This window comes from Mucilaginibacter sp. HD30, assembly GCF_054061755.1.
In genome coordinates this window covers 4130652-4150826 of record NZ_JBSSEO010000001.1, presented here as the reverse complement: position 1 = coordinate 4150826, position 20175 = coordinate 4130652, and the positions used below count along the sequence as shown (strand labels likewise).

General features: G+C 43.1%; 20 protein-coding genes. 6 read left to right on the top strand and 14 right to left on the bottom strand.

Annotated features, from left to right (window positions below; genetic code table 11):
• The first annotated feature begins 22 nt into the window (after positions 1–22).
• Positions 23–2998 (top strand): translation initiation factor IF-2, encoded by a 2976-nt coding sequence (gene infB / locus ACVW2L_RS19545; protein ID WP_457129633.1) that lies wholly within the window; start codon positions 23–25, stop codon positions 2996–2998.
• Positions 2999–3063: 65 nt separating this feature from the next.
• On the opposite strand, the gene ACVW2L_RS19540 is transcribed toward infB, so the two are convergent.
• Positions 3064–3738, bottom strand: coding sequence for a LytR/AlgR family response regulator transcription factor (locus tag ACVW2L_RS19540; RefSeq protein ID WP_457129632.1), 675 nt, complete (start codon positions 3736–3738; stop codon positions 3064–3066).
• The gene (locus tag ACVW2L_RS19535) at positions 3735–4805 is read right to left on the bottom strand and encodes a sensor histidine kinase (protein WP_457129631.1); all 1071 of its coding nucleotides are present in this window, start codon (positions 4803–4805) and stop codon (positions 3735–3737) included. Before ACVW2L_RS19535 ends, ACVW2L_RS19540 begins: the two co-directional genes overlap by 4 nt.
• 165 nt (positions 4806–4970) lie before the next feature.
• On the opposite strand from ACVW2L_RS19535, the gene ACVW2L_RS19530 reads away from it, so the two are divergent.
• On the top strand, positions 4971–6071 hold the full coding sequence (locus tag ACVW2L_RS19530; protein ID WP_457129630.1) for a redoxin domain-containing protein: 1101 nt from the start codon (positions 4971–4973) through the stop codon (positions 6069–6071).
• A gap of 2 nt (positions 6072–6073) precedes the next feature.
• Here ACVW2L_RS19530 and ACVW2L_RS19525 read toward each other — a convergent pair whose 3' ends face one another.
• The 5 genes from ACVW2L_RS19525 to recJ all read right to left on the bottom strand — a co-directional run bounded on the left by ACVW2L_RS19525 (position 6074) and on the right by recJ (position 11474).
• Positions 6074–6850: an enoyl-CoA hydratase/isomerase family protein gene (locus ACVW2L_RS19525; protein ID WP_457129629.1), complete on the bottom strand. Its 777-nt coding sequence runs from the start codon at positions 6848–6850 to the stop codon at positions 6074–6076.
• Positions 6851–6855: 5 nt separating this feature from the next.
• Entirely contained in the window at positions 6856–7278 is a 423-nt protein-coding gene (locus ACVW2L_RS19520) for a cobalamin B12-binding domain-containing protein (protein ID WP_457129628.1), read from the bottom strand.
• A 133-nt stretch (positions 7279–7411) separates the two neighbouring features.
• Positions 7412–8932 (bottom strand): GH3 auxin-responsive promoter family protein, encoded by a 1521-nt coding sequence (locus ACVW2L_RS19515; protein ID WP_457129627.1) that lies wholly within the window; start codon positions 8930–8932, stop codon positions 7412–7414.
• Positions 8933–8944: 12 nt separating this feature from the next.
• Positions 8945–9706 (bottom strand): LPS export ABC transporter ATP-binding protein, encoded by a 762-nt coding sequence (gene lptB, locus ACVW2L_RS19510; protein WP_457129626.1) that lies wholly within the window; start codon positions 9704–9706, stop codon positions 8945–8947.
• 70 nt (positions 9707–9776) lie between these two features.
• Positions 9777–11474, bottom strand: a complete 1698-nt coding sequence (gene recJ / locus ACVW2L_RS19505; protein ID WP_457129625.1) for a single-stranded-DNA-specific exonuclease RecJ — start codon at positions 11472–11474, stop codon at positions 9777–9779.
• A gap of 196 nt (positions 11475–11670) precedes the next feature.
• Here recJ and ACVW2L_RS19500 point away from each other — a divergent pair, with 196 nt between their 5' ends.
• The 4 genes from ACVW2L_RS19500 (at position 11671) to ACVW2L_RS19485 (ending at position 14561) form a co-directional block, all read left to right on the top strand.
• Positions 11671–12432: an MBL fold metallo-hydrolase gene (locus ACVW2L_RS19500; protein ID WP_457129624.1), complete on the top strand. Its 762-nt coding sequence runs from the start codon at positions 11671–11673 to the stop codon at positions 12430–12432.
• A 10-nt stretch (positions 12433–12442) separates the two neighbouring features.
• Positions 12443–13381, top strand: a complete 939-nt coding sequence (locus ACVW2L_RS19495) for an NAD(P)-dependent oxidoreductase (RefSeq protein WP_457129623.1) — start codon at positions 12443–12445, stop codon at positions 13379–13381.
• A 242-nt stretch (positions 13382–13623) separates the two neighbouring features.
• Complete coding sequence (gene greA, locus ACVW2L_RS19490) at positions 13624–14097, top strand: transcription elongation factor GreA (RefSeq protein WP_457129622.1); 474 nt, start codon at positions 13624–13626, stop codon at positions 14095–14097.
• Positions 14098–14168: 71 nt separating this feature from the next.
• Positions 14169–14561, top strand: a complete 393-nt coding sequence (locus ACVW2L_RS19485; protein WP_457129621.1) for an HIT family protein — start codon at positions 14169–14171, stop codon at positions 14559–14561.
• A gap of 131 nt (positions 14562–14692) precedes the next feature.
• Here ACVW2L_RS19485 and ruvC read toward each other — a convergent pair whose 3' ends face one another.
• From ruvC to glmS, 7 genes are all read right to left on the bottom strand, one after another.
• Positions 14693–15271: a crossover junction endodeoxyribonuclease RuvC gene (gene ruvC, locus ACVW2L_RS19480; RefSeq protein WP_457129620.1), complete on the bottom strand. Its 579-nt coding sequence runs from the start codon at positions 15269–15271 to the stop codon at positions 14693–14695.
• 55 nt (positions 15272–15326) lie between these two features.
• Entirely contained in the window at positions 15327–15809 is a 483-nt protein-coding gene (aat, locus tag ACVW2L_RS19475; protein ID WP_457129619.1) for a leucyl/phenylalanyl-tRNA--protein transferase, read from the bottom strand.
• Positions 15810–15825: 16 nt separating this feature from the next.
• The gene (locus tag ACVW2L_RS19470) at positions 15826–15966 is read right to left on the bottom strand and encodes a hypothetical protein (RefSeq protein ID WP_457129618.1); all 141 of its coding nucleotides are present in this window, start codon (positions 15964–15966) and stop codon (positions 15826–15828) included.
• 5 nt (positions 15967–15971) lie between these two features.
• A complete protein-coding gene (hisS, locus tag ACVW2L_RS19465; protein WP_457129617.1) occupies positions 15972–17360 on the bottom strand; it encodes a histidine--tRNA ligase in 1389 nt (462 codons plus the stop codon).
• Between the two features lie 52 nt (positions 17361–17412).
• A complete protein-coding gene (locus ACVW2L_RS19460) occupies positions 17413–17784 on the bottom strand; it encodes a VOC family protein (RefSeq protein WP_457129616.1) in 372 nt (123 codons plus the stop codon).
• Positions 17777–18154 (bottom strand): VOC family protein, encoded by a 378-nt coding sequence (locus tag ACVW2L_RS19455; RefSeq protein ID WP_457129615.1) that lies wholly within the window; start codon positions 18152–18154, stop codon positions 17777–17779. The genes ACVW2L_RS19460 and ACVW2L_RS19455 overlap by 8 nt, the downstream gene beginning before the upstream one ends.
• A gap of 110 nt (positions 18155–18264) precedes the next feature.
• A complete protein-coding gene (glmS, locus tag ACVW2L_RS19450) occupies positions 18265–20100 on the bottom strand; it encodes a glutamine--fructose-6-phosphate transaminase (isomerizing) (RefSeq protein ID WP_457129614.1) in 1836 nt (611 codons plus the stop codon).
• Positions 20101–20175: the final 75 nt, after the last annotated feature.

Below are 20175 nucleotides of genomic sequence, written 5' to 3'. Positions count from 1 at the left end.
ATAAAAAGAGAAAGAGTAATAAATGTCCGAAGACAAATCTATTAAGTTAATAAAAGCAGTAAAGGAACTCAATATTGGTATGGGTACCATTGTAGACTTTTTAGCCGGTAAAGGCTTTAAAGTTGAAAAGCAGCCAATGGCTAAGCTTAGCAATGACATGTACAGTGCCTTGTTGAAAGAGTTTGCTGTTGACAAGAGTATTAAGGAAGAAGCCAAACAGATCAGCATAGGCAAGATCAGGAAGGAGGACGCAGGTTTTCCTGCCGAAAAGCAGCCTGAGGTGCGCCGTTCACGTGGTGATTTTGAAAATGAGGAGATCCTTATAAAAAATGCCGGGCAGTTTGCTGCTCCAGCTGCCGACAAACCCAAGCCAGCGCCTACACCGGCACCGGCTGTCACTCCTCCTGCTCCTGTTGCAGAACGCACAGAAAGTCAGAATCAGGATGCACTTCCGGGTGTAAAGGTGGTTGGTAAAATAGATCTGAACAACTTACACGCAAAACCTCAAGTAACTGAAAATAAGCCGGAACCACAAGTTGAAAAACCTGTGGCCGGAGAGGTAAAACCTTTTACACAGCCCGAGGTTGTAAAAACAGCTGCACCGGAAGTAGTAACACCGCCTGTTGCAGAAGCACCTGTTGCTACCCCTGCGCCAGTGGTTGAAAAGGCTCCGGTTACACCTGCGCCACAACCGGCAGCAACACCAGCACCGCAGCCAGAAGCGCCTGAAGAGAACGAGGTTATCCGCGCGAAAGCAGAGCGTCTTAGTGGACCAAACATTGTAGGTAGAATTACCTTACCTGTTAATGAGCCTAAGCGCAACCCCGTAGCATCGTCATCAAATACCAACGCCGATCATAAGCGTAAACGTAAACGCAAAGAGGGCGGCCCTAACCCACAACAAGGTACCGGCACGCCTGGTACAAACCAGGGAGGCGGTCAAGGCAACAATAATAATAACAACAACAATCGCCCGGACTTTAGAAATAACAGACCAGGTGGTGGTCAAGGTCAAGGTGGTGGCGTGGGTCGTCCTGATTTCAGGAACCGTAATGCACCTCCGTCTACACCTAAAGAAGAGCCTACAGAAAAAGATATACAAGACCAGATCAAGGCAACACTTGCCCGTTTAAGCGGTGCAGGGAAATCAGGGAAATTTGCTCAGCGTGCTAAGTTCCGTCGTCAAAAACGTGATGATGTAGCGGCAAATGCTGATGAGCTGGCAATGGAGCAGGAAGCACAATCAAGAGTGCTTAAAGTTACTGAGTTTGTTACGGCAAACGAGCTGGCTATAATGATGGACGTACAGGTAACGCAAATTATCTCTACCTGTATGAGCCTTGGTATGTTCGTATCAATTAACCAAAGGCTTGACGCTGAAACGCTAAGTATTGTTGCCGAAGAGTTTGGCTACAAAGTAGAGTTTGTTAAGCCACAGGATGAAGAGGCTAACCTTGATCAGCCTGACGAACCGGGAGATCTGGTACCACGTGCACCTATTGTTACTATAATGGGCCACGTTGACCACGGTAAAACATCATTGCTTGACTTTATACGCAAAACCAACGTAATAGGCGGCGAAGCAGGTGGCATAACGCAGCACATTGGTGCTTACGAAGTAACCCTGCCCGGCGATAAAGGTAAAATAACATTCCTGGATACACCGGGTCACGAGGCGTTTACCGCCATGCGTGCAAGGGGTGCCCAGGTAACAGATATTGTAATTATAGTTATAGCTGCTGATGATAGCGTGATGCCGCAAACCCGCGAGGCCATAAACCACGCGCAGGCCGCAGGTGCCCCTATTATCTTTGCTTTCAACAAAATTGACAGGCCAGGCGCTAATGCTGATAAGATACGTGAGCAGTTATCTGCCATGAACATTTTGGTTGAAGAATGGGGCGGTAAATACCAAACTCAGGAAATATCAGCTAAAACAGGCTTAAACGTTGAGGTACTTTTAGAAAAAATATTGCTGGAAGCCGAACTGTTAGAGCTTACAGCTAACCCTAATAAACGCGCAGTAGGTACTGTAATTGAAGCTGCTTTAGATAAAGGCCGCGGTATTGTTACCACCATATTGGTACAAGCCGGCCGCCTTAAAGTAGGCGACCCAATATTAGCCGGCTGCTACAGCGGTCGTGTTAAGGCGTTGACCAATGAGCGTGGGCAGCGTGTTGAATCTGCCGGACCATCAACACCGGTACAGGTGTTGGGTATGCAGGGCGCACCAACCGCAGGTGATAAATTTAACGTGCTTGAAAGTGAAGTTGAAGCACGCGAAATTGCTAACAAACGTATGCAATTGCAACGTGAGCAGGGCTTACGTACGCAGAAACATATTACCCTTGATGAAATTGGCCGTCGTTTGGCAGTTGGTAACTTTAAGGAGCTTAACCTGATTGTTAAAGGTGACGTGGATGGTTCTATTGAAGCGTTGTCCGATTCGTTATTGAAACTTTCAACTGAGCAGATCCAGGTTAACATAGTATCAAAAGCAGTAGGTCAGATCTCTGAATCAGACGTATTGTTAGCTTCGGCTTCTGATGCGATCATCATCGGTTTCCAGGTTCGCCCATCAGGCGGTGCCCGTAAACTGGCCGAGCAAGAGCAGATAGATATCAGGTTATACTCTATCATTTACGATGCCATCAACGAAATAAAAGCGGCGATGGAAGGCATGCTTGCTCCTGAATACGAAGAGAAGATTGTTGCCAACGTTGAGATACGCGAAACCTTCAAGATCAGCAAGGTGGGTACTATTGCAGGTTGTATGGTATTGGATGGCAAGATTAGCCGTAACAGCAAGATCCGCATAGTACGCGAAGGTGTGGTTATTTACACAGGCGAGTTGGCTTCGTTAAAACGTTATAAAGATGATGTTAAAGAAGTTGCAACCGGATATGAGTGCGGTTTGAACATCAATAACTTTAACAATATTGAAGTAGGCGACATTGTTGAAGCTTACGAGAATGTTGAAGTTAAACGTAAGTTATAAGTTAAAAAGTAAATAAAATAACAAAGGCTCTTCGTAAAAGAAGGGCCTTTTATATTTTAGCTCAATCAGGTAAGGCTTTCCAGGTTAATCTTATAATTATCGCCAACCGGGATCTCCTCGTCACCTATTTTTATGGCCGACCTGCTTACCGTGTTTATGTGGTTTTTATTGACCAGGTATGATCTGTGTACCCGTATAAAAGTATCCGTCGGCAATAACTCACACAGGTACTTCATCGTCATATGGGTAAGATAACTTTTACTTGATGTGCAAAGGTGCACATAGTCTTTTACAGAGTGCGCATACAATAAATCCGCATGCATTACTTTTAGCAACCTCCCTGATACCTTAAAATAGCTGTAATTTTTGCTTTTCTGCTGCTCATTTGTTTGAACTTTTAAAAACTTATTGATGCTTTTTTGAAATCGCTCAAACGTTATTGGCTTCAGCAGATAATCTATCGCATCCAGTTCAAAACCTTCAACCGCGTGGTTGGCAAATGCTGTGGTAAAAATCACAGCGGGAGGGTTTTTCAAAGAACGAAGAAAATCCAGTCCATTAATGCCCGGCATTTTTATATCCAGAAACATAAGATCAATTTGCTCCTGATGCAACAAGGTGAAAGCATCTAAAGCATTTTTACAAACCCCTACACATTCAAAATCCGCAAAACGGCAGATGTAATTTTCAATCACCTCCTGCGCCAATGGCTCATCTTCAACAATTATACAGCGTGTCATATCAATTGAAGCGTCAGGGTAACATGATATGTGCCTGCTTCTTCGTTTACCCGCAGATCATGCCTGCCTTGATAAAGTAAAGCTAAGCGTTTTACAACATTCTGCAAACCGATGCCCGGCGATAGGTTTAACTGCCGCGGTTTACTATTACTAACTTCTAAAGTAAGCTCGTTGTCTATAATGCAAAGTATAATATTTACAAAACCCTGTCCGGTCTCTTGTTCAAGGCCGTGTTTAAAGGCATTCTCAATAAAAGGCAGCATTAAAAGTGGCTCAATACTCGCCGCCTCATTAGCGCCCTGTACATCAAACCGTATGGTGTTTTGCTGATGCCTTATTCGCTCTACCTCTACATAATTGGTCAAAAAAATAATCTCCTTTGAAAGCGAAACTTTAGGTTGATCGGCTTCATATAAAATATACCGCATCATGTCGGCCAATTTAGCTACCACCGCCGGGGTATCTTTTGATTGCTTTAACGCGAGTGAGTAAATATTATTCATCGTGTTGAAAAAGAAATGTGGGTGGAGTTGCGCTTTTAGGTAATTGAGTTCAGAAACCAGTTGTTGTTCTTTCAGTTCCTTCATTTCCCGTTCCTGGGTGAGCGACCTGATCAGAAAAGCTAAGCCAATTAACGGAATTATGGAATTGATTAGTCTGTAATTGAACGTGAATATAATACGTGGCCTCAAAAGGTCTTCAACCGCCCGCTTTTTCAAACTGTTTGAAACCCAGTCAGTATGAATTATGACCCAGTTACTCGGAAACTTATCCATTAAGTGATCTATGATCACAAAGCCGGCGCTGCAAAGGATAATACCGATAACCTTGTGTCCAAACACATAGCGTTTTAAGAATGCAAAGTAATATATGGTATAGATGATGAGAGAAAAGCTGCCTGTGATCAGCCGATAACCGATATCCTCAGCAAACCGGGCAATGTCGTGTTGTTCATAGGCACTGTACTCCAGGTCGCTGATGAGCGAAACACCGAAGGACAGGAAAAGCAGGAAACTCAACTCTACCCAAAAGTATGTCCGGTCTATTTCAAAATGAGTCGCCTTCATGATGCAAAATAGGAATTACAAGCTGGGCCTGAAGTGAACGCTGCGGTTTTTTCGACTAAACCCGGTATTTTTTCGACTAAAACGTTTTAAACCAGCTTTGTCTAATTAAATCGACAATCAGTCTAAATAACAAAATTCATTATGCAAAGTATTTTAGATTTGGGCATGAAAACAACGATAATTAACCTAAGCTACGCCGTTATTTTGGTGTGCGCAATTCAATTTAAAACATCGGCACAAAATGTCGGATTCAAAATTAACGGTCAAGTTACCGGTCTGAAAGACAGTGCTAAAATTTATTTAAGAAATGCCAGGCCAGAAAAAATTATTGATTCTGCCCTGGTTATAAAAGGAAAATTTGTAATGAGCGGCCGTATTAATGAGCAGGCAAGACAGGTATATATATTTACCGCTAAATACGAAAACTATGTCGGTTTATGGATAGAGAATAAACCGATGAGCATCGTTCTTAAAGCAGGAGAATTTAAAAAGGCGACAATTAAGGGTTCAGCCACGCAGGACGAGAATAATAAGTTACAAGCAAGTTCTGCGCAGCTTTCATTAATGCAAGATAGCCTTAACAAAATACTATCAAAAACCAAGGTTACGTCGGAACGGGAAGGTTTGTTAAAACAACTCGCTCTATTACGTAACGAGGAACAGCAAGTTGATAGCAATTATGTTAAACAGCACCCCAATTCATTAATTGCTGCTCACCTACTTAATGTCTATTCGTCTACCTGGGGTAAAGAAAAAACGGAGTCGCTTTATAAAAATTTGAGTGCGACTATGAAGCAAACCAATTATGGCAAAGAAATAAACGCGTATATCAGCCTAAATAAAAATGTAAAAGTTGGCGATAAATTTCAGGATTTTGAGCAAGCGAATACTCACGGTAAAAAAGTAAAACTCTCAGATATAAAAGGAGAATATATCTTGCTTGATTTTTGGGCAGCCTGGTGCGGTCCGTGCCGCGAAGAAAACCCGCGTTTAGTTGAATTCTACAAACAATATCAATCTAAAGGGTTTAATATATTAGGGGTTTCGGCAGATGATAATAAAAAGGCATGGCTGGATGCGGTTAAGAAAGATGGTTTGCTGTGGGAAAACGTATCTGATTTGCAGGGTGATAAAAACAAAGCAGCATTAATTTACGGTGTGGATGCCTACCCAACCAATTATTTAATAGACAAGAACGGCACTATCATAGCTAAAAATATCCGCGGTAAAGTGCTTGAGAATAAACTAAAGGAGCTAATGCCTTAAGATTATTTACCCTTAAACTCAGGTTTCCGTTTTTGCAAAAAAGCGGAGACCCCTTCGTTACGGTCTGCGGTGCTAAAACACTCGGCAAACCCCGCTATCTCGGTATCAAATCCTTCTGCGCTGCCGGCAGCATTTATGGCTTTTATAGCTGCGGCAATGGCTAGAGGCGCGCGGGTTAATATTTTTTGCATGATGTCCTCGGCTTTGGGCAGCAATTCGTCCTGAGCAACTACGTGATTAACCAGACCAAAAAACTGTGCCTGGTCGCCCGTCATCATGTCGGCCGTCATTATCATTTCAAAAGCTTTTGCTTTACCAATAAGTTGTGTTAAACGCTGGGTACCTCCATATCCGGGTATCAAGCCTAAAGTAACTTCGGGCAGGCCCATTTTGGCATTGTCAGCCGCTACGCGAATATGACAGGCCATTGCCAGTTCCAATCCACCGCCCAAAGCAAAGCCGTTGATGGCTGCAATAACCGGCTTATTGCCGTTTTCTATCAGGTTGAAAACATTATTATGCGCATTGCGCGCCATTGTTTCGGCACCGGCTTTATCCAGCCCTTCCAGCTCAGAAATATCCGCGCCTGCAACAAAAGCCTTTTGCCCCGCACCCGTAATAATTATACCACCAATGCTATTATCAGAAAAAGCAGAAGTAAAAACAGCATTTAACTCGCGTAAAGTTTCGGCGTTAAGCGCGTTCATTTTGCTTTCGCGGTTAATGGTAATGTATAGTAAACGCTCTTTTTGCTCGGTCAGTAAATTTTGGTAGCTCATCTTAATTAAAAATTACGATGCTGGTGCACCCATTGGGTAATGTATTCAACTATATCCTGTGTACTTGTCCCCGGCGGAAAAAGTTCCCCTACACCCAAAGCCTTTAACTCTTCTCTATCTTCTTCCGGAATAATGCCGCCGCCCGTTATCAGCACATCGTTCATTTCTTTTTCCTTTACCAACTTGATGATCTTCGGAAAGACCGTCATATGTGCACCTGATAGTATCGAAATGCCTATCGCATCCACATCTTCCTGTAAGGCGGTATTCACTACCATTTCGGCAGTTTGCCTTAATCCAGTGTAAATAACCTCCATGCCCGCATCGCGAAGCGATGTCGCAATAATACGCGCGCCGCGATCATGCCCGTCAAGGCCAACCTTGGCAACTAAAACACGTATGGGCCGATTGAATGGTTGGGTGCTCATTTTATGCAAGGTAGCAATAGCTTTGACAACTTTGAAACTTGTCAAAGCTATTGCCCTTCTATTTTCTAGTTTGAATAGTGCATCAGGTGTATACAAATAAATCCTTATTGAAAATCCGATATCAGAAATAACCTTATCCCACCACTTCCACCACCTTCAAAATCGCATCCACATACTCGCGGTTATTAGCTAAGCGTGGTACTTTATGTTGCCCGCCCAGTTTCCCCTTCTCTTTCAGCCAGTGAAAGAATGTATCGCGCGGCATGTTACGCACAATAGGTCGGCGCAGGGCCATGTCTTTAAAGCGTTTGGCGTCGTAGTCGGAATTTACGCGGCGCAGAGTTTCGTCCATAATATCAACAAAACGTTCAAATTCGGTGGGCTTCTTTTCAAACTCTATCAGCCATTCGTGGGCGCCGCATTCATCGCCGTTAAAGTAAACCGGGGCGGCGGTGTAATCGCGTATTATGGCGCCAGTTTGGTTGCAGGCCTCTTCCAAAGCACGTTCTGCATTATCAATAATTACTTCCTCGCCAAAGGCATTTATAAAATGCTTGGTACGCCCGGTTATCTGTATACGGAAAGGAGCCAGCGATGTAAATTTAATGGTATCGCCTATCATGTACCGCCACAGACCCGCATTGGTACTGATGATAAGCGCGTAGTTTTTATCAAGTCCTACTTCATCTAACGTGAGTGTATTGGGATGCTCATCATGCAAGTTCTCTAAGGGTAAAAACTCATAAAAAATGCCGTAATCAAGCATCAGCAGCATTTCGCCGGGCTCTTTGGTATCCTGTATCCCAAAGAAACCTTCAGAAGCATTGTAATTTTCCAGATAATACATATTCTCATCAGGGATGAGTTTTTTAAACTGCTCGCGGTAAGGCGTAAAATTAACCGCGCCGTGAAAATACATTTCCAGGTTGGGCCATACTTCCAGCAGGTTTTTTTTGCCGGTTATTTCTAATATGCGTTTAAATAACAGCAAATTCCACGTAGGTACGCCGCTTATACTGGTTACGTTAACATCTTTAGTGGCGTAAGCCATGCGTTCAATTTTCTCTTCAAAGTTTTCCAGCAGGGCAATATCCAGATCGGGCGTGCGGTGAAACTCCGCCCACAAAGGCAAGTTCTTCATCAACACTGCAGAAAGATCGCCAAAAGAGGTATCAGGGCTTAATTGACTTATCTGATGACTGCCACCAAGCGTAAGGATCTTACCCGTAAACATTTTAGCATCGGGCCTATTATTGAAGTAAATGGTGAGCAAATCTCTACCACCCTTAAAGTGACATTCCTCTAACGCTTCCTCACTAACGGGGATGAATTTACTCCTGTCGTTTGTGGTGCCCGATGATTTAGCAAACCATCTTATCTCTGAGGGCCATAAAACATTTTGCTCGCCCTGAAGCATGCGCTCAATGTAAGGCTTTAGCGTATCATAAGTTTGGATGGGTACCCGCTCTTTAAACTCGGTAAGGTTGGTTATACTTTTGTAGTGATACTTTTTACCCCACTCGGTATTCTCCGCACGCGTTATTAGCTGCTCAAACCACTCCTCCTGTACTTCATTAGGATATTTCATAAAAAGCTCTATCTGATGGATACGCTTTTTCATGAACCATGTGAAAACAGAGTTGAAAATGGTCATACAATCGGTTTATTATAAGGTAGCTTTCTGCCCATCAGGCAAAAAGTTTTTACGTTTTAAAACAAAATTAGCTCCAAGATATACCTTTCGCACCATTTCATTCTCCGCCAAAACCTCGGGCACACCGCTTTCCAGTATCTTTCCTTCAAACAGCAGGTAAGCACGGTCGGTTATAGACAATGTTTCCTGCACGTTGTGATCGGTTATTAAAATACCAATATTACGGTATTTTAGTTTGGCTACCATGGATTGAATTTCCTCAACAGCTATTGGGTCAACGCCGGCAAAAGGCTCATCCAGCAGAATAAAATTAGGCTCCGCCGCCAATGCACGCGCTATTTCAGTACGGCGACGTTCCCCGCCTGATAGTAGGTCGCCACGGTTACGCCGTACTTTATGCAAGCTAAATTCATCTATCAGCGTCTCCAGTTTCTCTTCCTGTATATCTTTGGGTAGCTTACCCATTTCAAGCACCGCCTTAATATTATCTTCCACCGTTAATTTTCTAAAAACTGAAGCTTCCTGCGCCAAATAACCTATGCCCTTTTGCGCACGGCGGTACATTGGGTCGGTAGTAATATTTTGATCATCCAGAAATATGTTACCCTCATTAGGTTTTATCAGGCCCACTATCATATAGAAAGACGTGGTTTTACCCGCACCATTTGGCCCCAACAAACCTACTATCTCGCCCTGCTCCACACTGAACGAAACGTCGTTTACAACAGTACGCTGTTTATACTTCTTTATTAAATGTTCTGCTCTTAATATCATTTATAATTCAAAAATAAAAAGTCAAAATTCAAAAAAGTACATTTTTACTTTTAAATTTTGACTGTTGAATCTACACCCTAATCCCTTTTATATTTAACTGTATGGTGCGCTTTTCGCGCCACACATTCTCTTCAATAGCGTAGCAAATATCAAACGGCACATCCTTTTTAATTTTTGAAGCAAATTCCGCATGGTTAAAGGCAATGCAGTCAAAATGCGCCGATCCTGGCTGCATAACCGTCATTTTTAAATGATTAGCGCCGACTATTGCCGGGTTGCCACTAACATACACATTTTTACTGATGAACACCGGTGCCATGTTCTCGGGCCCAAAAGGTGCAAACTGATTCAATATCCTGAAAAACTTAGCCTCTATCTGATCCAAACGCAATTCCGCATCTATTGGTATTTGCTGTATCAATTGCTCACTGGTAATACTGGCGCTTACCACTTCTTCAAACCTGTTTATAAAAGCAGGTACGTTATCCGGATGCATAGTTAAGCCTGCCGCGTATTTGTGGCCACCAAACTGTATCAGCAGATCACTGCATTCACAAAGCGCCTCGTAAAGGTCATAGCCAACAACAGAGCGCGCGGATCCTGCAACATGGCCGTTAGATTGGGTTAATACCACAGTTGGCCGGTAGTACTTTTCTGTCAATCTTGATGCTACAATACCAATTACTCCCTTATGCCAGGTCTCATTAAAAACCACCGTAGATTTACGACTGATCAACACGTCATCGCTTCCTATCATTTCCAGCGCCTGGTCGGTAATAGATAAGTCATGCTCTTTGCGCTCGGTATTTTTAATGTTAATTAAATCGCCCTTTAGTTGCGCATCCGCCTCGTTGCAGGCCACCAATAATTCCACAGCATGTTTAGCATCATCAATTCGGCCGGCAGCGTTTATGCGTGGCCCTAACAGAAAAACAATATCCGTAATGGTGTAGCTGATACTTTTCCCGGCTACGCCCATTAAGGTTTTAAGGCCGATACAAGGCTCGCTGTTTAGCTTTTGCAAGCCGAAATAGGCAAGCGTCCGGTTCTCGCCAGTAATGGGTACGATATCGCAGGCTATGCTCACCGCAACAAGATCGGCATAGCGGGCAACCTTTTCAAAGTCAATATCATTCTTTTCGGCAAAGGCCTGTATCAGCTTAAAGCCTATACCACACCCCGAAAGTTCTTTATAAGGATAATTACAGTCTGCGCGTTTTGGGTCTAAAACCGCAACAGCAGCCGGCAATTCGGCGCCGGGTGTATGGTGATCGCATATTACAAAATCAACACCGAGGGTATTTGCATATGCAATTTTATCAACTGATTTTATACCGCAATCTAAAGCTATAATAAGGCTAAACCCGTTTTCGGCCGCATAGTCTATGCCTTGTGTGGATATCCCGTAACCCTCTTTGTAACGGTCGGGGATGTAATATTGAATGTAGCTATGATATTGCTTAAAAAAGCTGTACACAACGGCTACAGATGTGGTACCATCCACATCATAATCACCGTATATTAAAATCTTTTCTTTATTGATGATGGCCTGCTCAATCCTTTCAATTGCCTGCTCCATATCCTTCATTAAAAAAGGATCATGAAGGTGGCGGATATCCGGCCGGAAGAAAAACCTGGCCTCCTCAAAGGTGTTCACTCCCCGCTGTAATAACAAAGCACTTAAAACCGGATCGATATTAAGCTCGGCGGCCAGACGATTTACGTTATCAACCGCCGGAACATCCTTAATCGACCACCGTTTATTCATATCTTTGTTGCTTAAAACAGTAAATATACCTTTGGATGTGCAGATTTAAAAATGTGCAGACATGCAAATTTGCGAATGTGCAGATTTAAAAGTGATTACCAGAGACAAATAACTGTTTAAATAAGTTCTTAATAAACACAACAACTCAAAAAATATTGCACACCTGCACATTTGCATATCTGCACATTTACAAAGCATGAAAATATTCGCGTTAAGTGAGGGCTCCTACTCCGTAGATGCATCTAAAAAATTTATTCCGTTTGATCCTCAAAAAGACAACTACCGTGATCGTCCCGGCTCGCTGTTTATCCATGTAAATCCTTTTCTGATACAAACGGCAAAGGACCTTATAGTGCTTGATGCCGGGCTTGGCTATAAAGATGAAAGCGGCGAATTAGTGCTGCATCAGCAAATACGCAAAGCCGGTTTTGATCCGGAAGATGTTACGCTTGTACTGATGTCACATCTGCATTACGATCATTCAGGCGGATTGGTGGTGGAGCGCAACGGCAAATTTGAACCCAGTTTCCCGGCGGCTGAGCATGTTATAAGCAGGCAGGAGTGGGAAACAGCCTACACAAAAAAATCAGATTCTTATCATACAGAAATATTCGACGTATTGCAGCGCTCGGCCACCATAACATTTGTTGAGGGCAATGGCGAGTTTAAGCCGGGGATAAAGTATGAACTATCAGGCGGACATTGCCCTTATCACCAGGTGTTCTGGATACAGGATGGCGAAGACAAGGCATTTTTTGGAGGCGACGAGCTCCCTGAGCCAGAACAATTGATCCGCAAGTTTATTGCTAAGTATGACTACGATGGACGCAAAGCCATGGAGCTGCGCGAAATTTATGGCACAAAGGCAGCACAAGAAGGTTGGACATGTTTATTTTATCATGCTAAATCAAAACCAGTTGGTAAAGTGGGAATAAACGAAAATGGTTTTGTTATTTAAATTAAAAGCAATGGATAACAATAATACCATACTTATAGTTGACGATATACATCCCATTTTTATTGAGCAGGCCGAGGCAATAGGTTACACCTGCAGCTATCAGCCTACTATCAAATTAGACGAAGCACTTACTATTATTGGTAGTTATGCCGGGTTGGTAATCCGCTCAAAGTTTAATGTAGACAGAAAAGTTTTTGATGCCGCCACCTGTTTAAGCTTTGTTTGCAGGGCCGGTGCAGGCATGGATAACATTGATGAGGCTTGTGCTAAAGAAAAAAATGTTGTTTTGATAAATGCATCAGAAGGCAATATGGATGCTGTGGGCGAGCATGCTGTGGGGTTGCTTTTGGCTTTAATGAACAATTTTAACATTGCTGATGCCCAGGTGCGGGCAGGGAAATGGGACCGTGAAGGTAACCGCGGGCACGAATTAAAAGGCAAAACAGTAGGTATTATAGGATACGGTTTTATGGGCAGAAGCTTCGCCAAAAAACTATCGGGCTTTGACGTGAATATTATAGCATACGATAAATATAAAACCGGCTTTAGCGATAAATATGCACGCGAAGTGAGCATGGAGGAGATTGTGAAACACAGCGATGTTTTGAGCCTGCATATACCGCTTACCAACGAAACCAAGGGCCTGGTGAATGATGAATACCTATTCCATTTTAAAAAGGCCATATTTTTCATCAACACATCCCGTGGTAGCGTGGCTAAGGTACAGGCGGTTTTAAACGGAATAAAAAGCGGTAAAATTTTAGGCGCGGGTTTAGATGTGCTGGAAACAGAAAAATTCCCGGCGCTTGCTGAGCAGCCTTGGTTTGATGAATTGAAGCAAAGCGGGAAAGTTATACTTACCCCCCACGTTGCTGGATGGACGTTTGATTCTTATCGCAGAATAAGCGAAGTAATGGCGGGCAAGCTGAAGATTGCTTTTAAAGATTAGCGCATAAGATTGAAGATTGGTTTGTTCCAGGCAACTAATCTTCAATCTTCAAATACCAATCTTTGTTAAGCACACAAAAAATTTGGAGATTAAAACTTAAATCACTTATCTTCGTTTAATACATCGACAAGACTATACAGGCATACCTGCATAGTCTTGTTTGTTTTTAAAGTCAATGCGTCCTTTTCTTAAGCGGGAAGGGCGGTTTTTTTTGGCGATCAATTGATAAATATTATTGAGTTATGGCAGAGGTTGCATATTTTACCAAAGAAGGTTTAGAAAAATTAAAACAGGAATTACAGGAAGCAAAGACCACCGGTCGTTCCAATATATCAAAAGCTATTGCAGAGGCGCGCGATAAGGGCGACCTTTCAGAAAACGCCGAGTACGACGCAGCTAAGGAAGCACAGGGCCTGCACGAAGCCAAAATTGCGCAGTTACAGGAAACACTGGCATCAGCACGTTTATTAGACGAGTCGAAGCTGGATGCTTCAAAAGTACTGGCGCTATCAGTAGTTAAAATAAAAAATGTGAAGAATGGCGCTACCATGAGTTACCAGCTGGTGGCAGAGAGCGAAGCGGATATGAAAGCCGGAAAAATTTCTGTAACATCACCAATAGCTAAAGGCCTATTAGGCAAATCAGTAGGCGAAATAGCTGAAATTACTGTACCTGCGGGTAAAATGGAGTTTGAAGTATTGGAAATTAGTCGTTAGAGAATGGGTGATTAAGTGAGTTGTTTAAAAAATCAACTACTCACTTAATCAACATTATAAACCAAATACCAATGAGCAGCATCTTCTCTAAAATAATAGCGGGCGATATACCTGCTTATAAGGTAGCCGAAAGCAATGATTTTTTAGCCTTTCTGGATATCAACCCATTGGTTGAAGGACACTTGCTGGTGATACCTAAAAAAGAGGTTGACAGGCTTTTTGATCTTGACGATGAAACTTATACCGGGTTGATGATCTTTGCCAAAATTATAGCTACTGCTATGAAAAAGGTTTTCGAGTGCGACCGCATTGGCGTAACGGTTTTAGGCCTGGAAGTGCCTCACGCCCATATTCACCTTGTACCGCTAAACGGTATGCGGGATATGGATTTTACAAGACCAAAACTAAAGTTCACTTCTGAAGAGTTTCAGGCTATTGCTGATAAGATAAAGGAAGCTTTGTAGATGTGCAGATATGCAAATGCGTGGATGTGCAGATTCTTATCGCATTTGACTAAATGGTGAATGATAGTATTTATAGTTCATTTGCACATCTGCATATTTGCACACCCGCACATCTAATCAGCATTCGCACATCACTTCACAATGCGCTTTGAATTATCCTTTACAAAATTTTCCCAACCAGAATAGTTTTTTATAGCGCCGCCTTTACCGGTAGCCACATTTTGGAACGAGTGGCAAACGGCCACCGCTAAACCATCTGTCGCATCTAAAAAATCAGGCGTTTCGGTAAAGTTTAACAGGCGCTGCAACATGCTGGCTACCTGCTCTTTGGTGGCATTGCCATTGCCTGTTATAGACTGCTTTATTTTTCGCGGAGAATACTCCGTAACCTCTATATTTCTGGACAAGGCTGCCGCCATTGCTACCCCCTGCGCACGGCCCAGTTTTAACATAACCTGTATGTTTTTGCCATAAAATGGGGCCTCAATGGCCAGGCAATCTGGTTTGTAATTATCAATTAAAGCAACTGTTTTTTCAAAAATACGCTGAAGTTTCAGCATGTGGTCGTCAATTTTGTCCATTTTAACCACGCCCAAACTTATCAGCTCGATTTTAGAGCCAATTTGTTTTACCAACCCATAACCCATAACAGCGGTACCGGGGTCAATGCCTAAAATTATACGTTCTTTAGCGTTGGTGGTTTGTTGCATAATTAAGAAATCGAACTACCGGGGTGTTACAGTTTTTTATTTGCTAAGTTACCAATCAACCGGCACTATCTGTCAATAACCTCATATATTCCTCCCGCCTTATCATTCGCGCGCCCATTGATTCAAGGTGTTCTGTGTGCACCTGGCAATCTATCAGGCTATACTTCTTGCTTTGGCACAGGCTTATTAGCGCCACTTTTGATGCATTGCTAACCTTACTAAACATGCTCTCGCCACAAAAAATATTTCCTATTTCAACGCCATATGCCCCTCCAACCAACTCATTGTCCTGCCACACTTCTACAGAGTGCGCCATCCCTTGCTGATGCAGGTTTATGTACGCAGCTTTCATATCGTCGGTTATCCAGGTGCCATCCTGGCCCTGGCGGGGTACTTGCGAACATGCATCAATCACCTCAGCAAAGGCCTTGTCGTTGCTAACCGTAAATACATTTTGCTTCAGTATTTTATGCATGGATTTGCTGATACGCAACTCATCGGGATAAAGCACGAAGCGTTCATGCGGTGCATACCACAATATGGGTGTGTCATCGCTATACCAGGGAAAAAATACCGTTTTTGTAGGCCAGTTGCAGGCGCGTGATGGAAAGGTCCCCTCCAACAGCTAACAAACCGTCGGGCTCTGCCAGTTCAGCAGGCGGAAACACCATATCTTCATTCAGCCTGAATATCATCAGGGTTAATCTGCGGAAAACCTCTTTATTATCTCTTCAGACGTTAACTTTTCCTGCGTGCCGGTAAGCATATTTTTAACGGTTAGTAAGCCGCTTTGCATCTCGTCGCTGCCTATTAAAATTACTTGGGGGATATGTTTGCTATTGGCGTAGTCCAGTTGTTTTTTGATCTTGGCACCTGCAGGATAAAGTTCGGCGCTAATGTTCTCTGAGCGTAGGTGCTGTAACAACGGCAGTGCGTACAACTCACCATCCTTATCAAAACAGCATAACAAAACCTGCGATACCTGCGCTGCTTCTTCCGGAAAAAGCTTTAGCTCTTCCATCACATCATAGATCCTGTCGGCACCGAAAGAGATACCTGCGCCTGTTAAGCCTTTTAATCCGAACATACCTGTCAGATCATCATACCGGCCGCCGCCACCTATGCTGCCCATTTGCACCTCGTTAGTTTTAACTTCAAAGATGGCACCGGTGTAGTAGTTTAGGCCACGTGCGAGGGTTATATCCACTTCGCAATTTGCAGTTTGCAGTTTGCAGAGTTTTAGGTAATTGAAAACTGCATCTATTTCATCGCAGCCTTTAATGCCGGTTGGCGATGCTGCTAACACTTCGCGCAATTGCAACAGTTTTTCTTCATTGCTACCTTCTAACAAAATTATAGGGCGGATGCGTTCGATATCGGCTTGGGTAAAGCCACGCTCTAAAAGCTCTTTAGTAACACCATCCAAACCAATCTTGTCCAGCTTATCAATGGCAACGGTCAGATCAATTATGTTATCAGCTTTGTCTATAATTTCTGCTATACCCGATAGGATCTTTCTATTATTAATTTTAACGGTAAAATCCTTCAAGCCCAAACGGGTTAAAGCCTCGTCATATATTAACACAAATTCCGCCTCATTTAACAATGAATCAGAACCAACTACATCGGCGTCGCATTGAAAGAACTCGCGGTAGCGGCCTTTTTGCGGCCTATCGGCGCGCCAAACGGGCTGCACCTGGAAACGTTTGAATGGGAATGTTATTTCGTTTTGGTGCTGTACTACGTAACGTGCAAAGGGCACGGTTAGGTCATAACGCAGGGCTTTTTCTGAAATAACAGAAGTGAGCGACTTTGAAGAAAATTCAAAGCTTTCCGCCTTCTGCTTTCTGCTTTCTGCTTCGGCCCAAAAATCGCCGCTATTCAAAATTTTAAACATCAGCTTATCCCCCTCATCGCCATACTTACCGGTTAGGGTAGATAGGTTTTCCATAGACGGCGTTTCTATCTGCTGATAGCCGTATTTACGGAAAACACTTTTAATAGTATCAAAAATGAAATTGCGGCGGCCCATCTCCAACGGAGAGAAATCGCGGGTGCCTTTGGGTACTGATGGTTTAATTACAGCCATGCGGCAAATGTACAAAAATGCGGGTATTTACTAAGTTGCTATTACAACCGGCTTAAGCAACATACTCCAGCAACTCCAGCCTATTGCCAAACGGATCATAAAAAGTAAAGCGGGCGCGCCCGGCAATTAATGGCTCTTCGTATAACTTAATGCCATTTTCCTGCAGCCACGCGTGCGCAGCGGCAATATCAGTTACTTCAAATGCTGTGTGCCTTGCCGACCGGGGCGATACAGGCTCAATGCCTATATGTAGCTCAATATCTGCCCAGATAAACCAATGGCCGGGAACACCAAAAACATCGGGGCGCTCTATTTGATTAAGGCCCATAACCGTAGTATAAAACTGCCGAGCCTCTTCCAGTCGCTCAACCGGTACACATAGGTTAATATGGTCTGTACGTTTGTATACAAGCGGGTTACTCATGCTGGGCAAATGTAAGTACGTATCCGTTGTTGTCTTTTATAGAAAACTCTGTTGCACCGTAAAACGTGGTCTCAAGGCCCTTTAAAACAATCACTTCATCTTTTACCTCATCAAAAAATTGCCTTATATTTTTAAGGTTGATATATAGCACCAAAGAACCGCCATCGTTACGAGAAATTTCTGGTAGCTCGTCGCCCAGGCTTTCATATGTCTGGAACATCAGTGTAACGTTGCCGTTAACCATGTTTACCCAAACAAATTCGTCTCCTTCTTCGGGCACTGCCATGGTTATGTTAAAGCCAAGTGCCTTATAAAAAGCAATGGTGGCTTTCATATCATTCACAAAAATATTGGGGGATAAGCTTTGCATAAATTTGGTTTATGGCGCTAAAATACACAAACCCGCTTTATTAAATTATGTTAAAACAAAAAGGGCGCTCTGATAAACAGGGCGCCCTTTGCATGTATTTTATTTATGTGTTATTCTACCGTAACAGATTTAGCCAGGTTGCGTGGCTGATCAACGTTACAATTGCGCATAACAGCAATATGGTAAGCCAGCAGTTGTAAAGGTATGGTAGCCAGCAGCGGTACAAAAGCGTCGTTTGTTGCAGGTATTTCAATTACATAATCCGCCATGCCTTTAACGTCTGTATCTCCCTCTGTAACAATGGCAATAACGCGCCCGCCGCGCGCTTTTACTTCCTGAATATTGCTTACCACTTTCTCATACGATGAATTTTTGGTGGCAATGAATACTACAGGTAATTCTGCATCAATAAGCGCTATAGGGCCGTGTTTCATTTCGGCAGCCGGGTAACCCTCGGCATGGATGTATGATATCTCTTTTAGCTTTAAAGCGCCCTCTAACGCCACCGGGAATGAACTACCCCTGCCTAAAAACAAACAATTGCTTGAATTTTTAAATACCTCTGCTATATCCCTAACCTCATCATTGCATTTAAGCGTTTGCTCTACTAAGTCCGGAATTTGGTTAAGCTCAGTTAAATATTCAATTAATTTGCTCTTGGTAAGTGTGCCGCGTAATTGCGCCATATAAAAGGCCATCAGCGTTAAAACAGTAACCTGTGCGGTAAATGCTTTGGTAGAGGCCACACCAATTTCGGGGCCTGCATGGGTGTAAATGCCGGCATGGGTAATGCGGGGGATAGATGCCCCCACTACATTGCATATACCAAATATGGTAGCTCCTTTTTCTTTTGCCATTTCAAGCGCTGCCATGGTATCGGCTGTTTCGCCAGATTGTGATATGGCTATCACTATATCTTTTTCGGATATGATAGGGTTGCGGTATCTAAATTCAGAAGCGTACTCAACTTCTACAGACACTCTTGCATATTCCTCAATCAGGTACTCGCCCACCAGGCCGGCGTGCCACGAGGTGCCACATGCAACTATGATGATCCTGTCTATGTTCTTTAGTTTATCAGCATACTCTTTCATTCCACCCAACTGTATTTTACCTTTGTCGGGATATATACGGCCACGTAAACAATCGCGTATAGACCGGGCCTGCTCATAGATCTCTTTTAACATAAAGTGATCATAACCACCTTTTTCCAACATTTCCAGCTTAAGATCCAGCTCCTGTATGTACGGTGTTTGAACGGTATTGTCTATGTTTTTTATCAGCAGGTTATTACGCTCTATGTAAGCTATTTCGTTATCGTTTAAATAAATAACGTTTTTGGTATACTCTACTATGGGTGTAGCGTCTGATGCTACAAAATATTCGCCTTTGCCTACACCTATAACCATTGGGCTGCCTTTGCGTGCCGCAATAAGCAGGTCGGGTTCCTCAGCGCTCATAATAACAATTGCGTAAGCTCCAATAACACGATTAAGGGCAATACGGACTGCTTCCTTTAAATCAACACCGGTTTCGGTTACAATATCTTCAACCAGGTGTATCAAAACCTCAGTATCTGTGTCGCTTTTAAAAACGTGGCCCTTTGCTAACAGCGTTTCTTTTATAATGCCATAGTTTTCAATAATGCCATTATGAATAATAGTGAGCTTGCGGTCGCCCGATGAGTGCGGATGCGAGTTACGGTCACTTGGGGCTCCGTGTGTTGCCCAGCGGGTATGGCCCATACCTATTGTACCGGTCATTTTAATGCCCTTAACAAACTCCTCAAGGTCGCTTACCTTGCCTGTCTTTTTATATACTTTTAAGTTTTTATCAATCAGGGCAACACCCGCGCTGTCATATCCGCGGTACTCAAGGCGATGAAGGCCTTTAATAATTATTGGATAAGCGTCTCTGTGGCCTACATAGCCTACAATTCCACACATAGATTCTAATATTAATACGCTGTAAAAATAATCAGCTATATAATAACATTATATAGCTGATTGTTTTTTATTGGT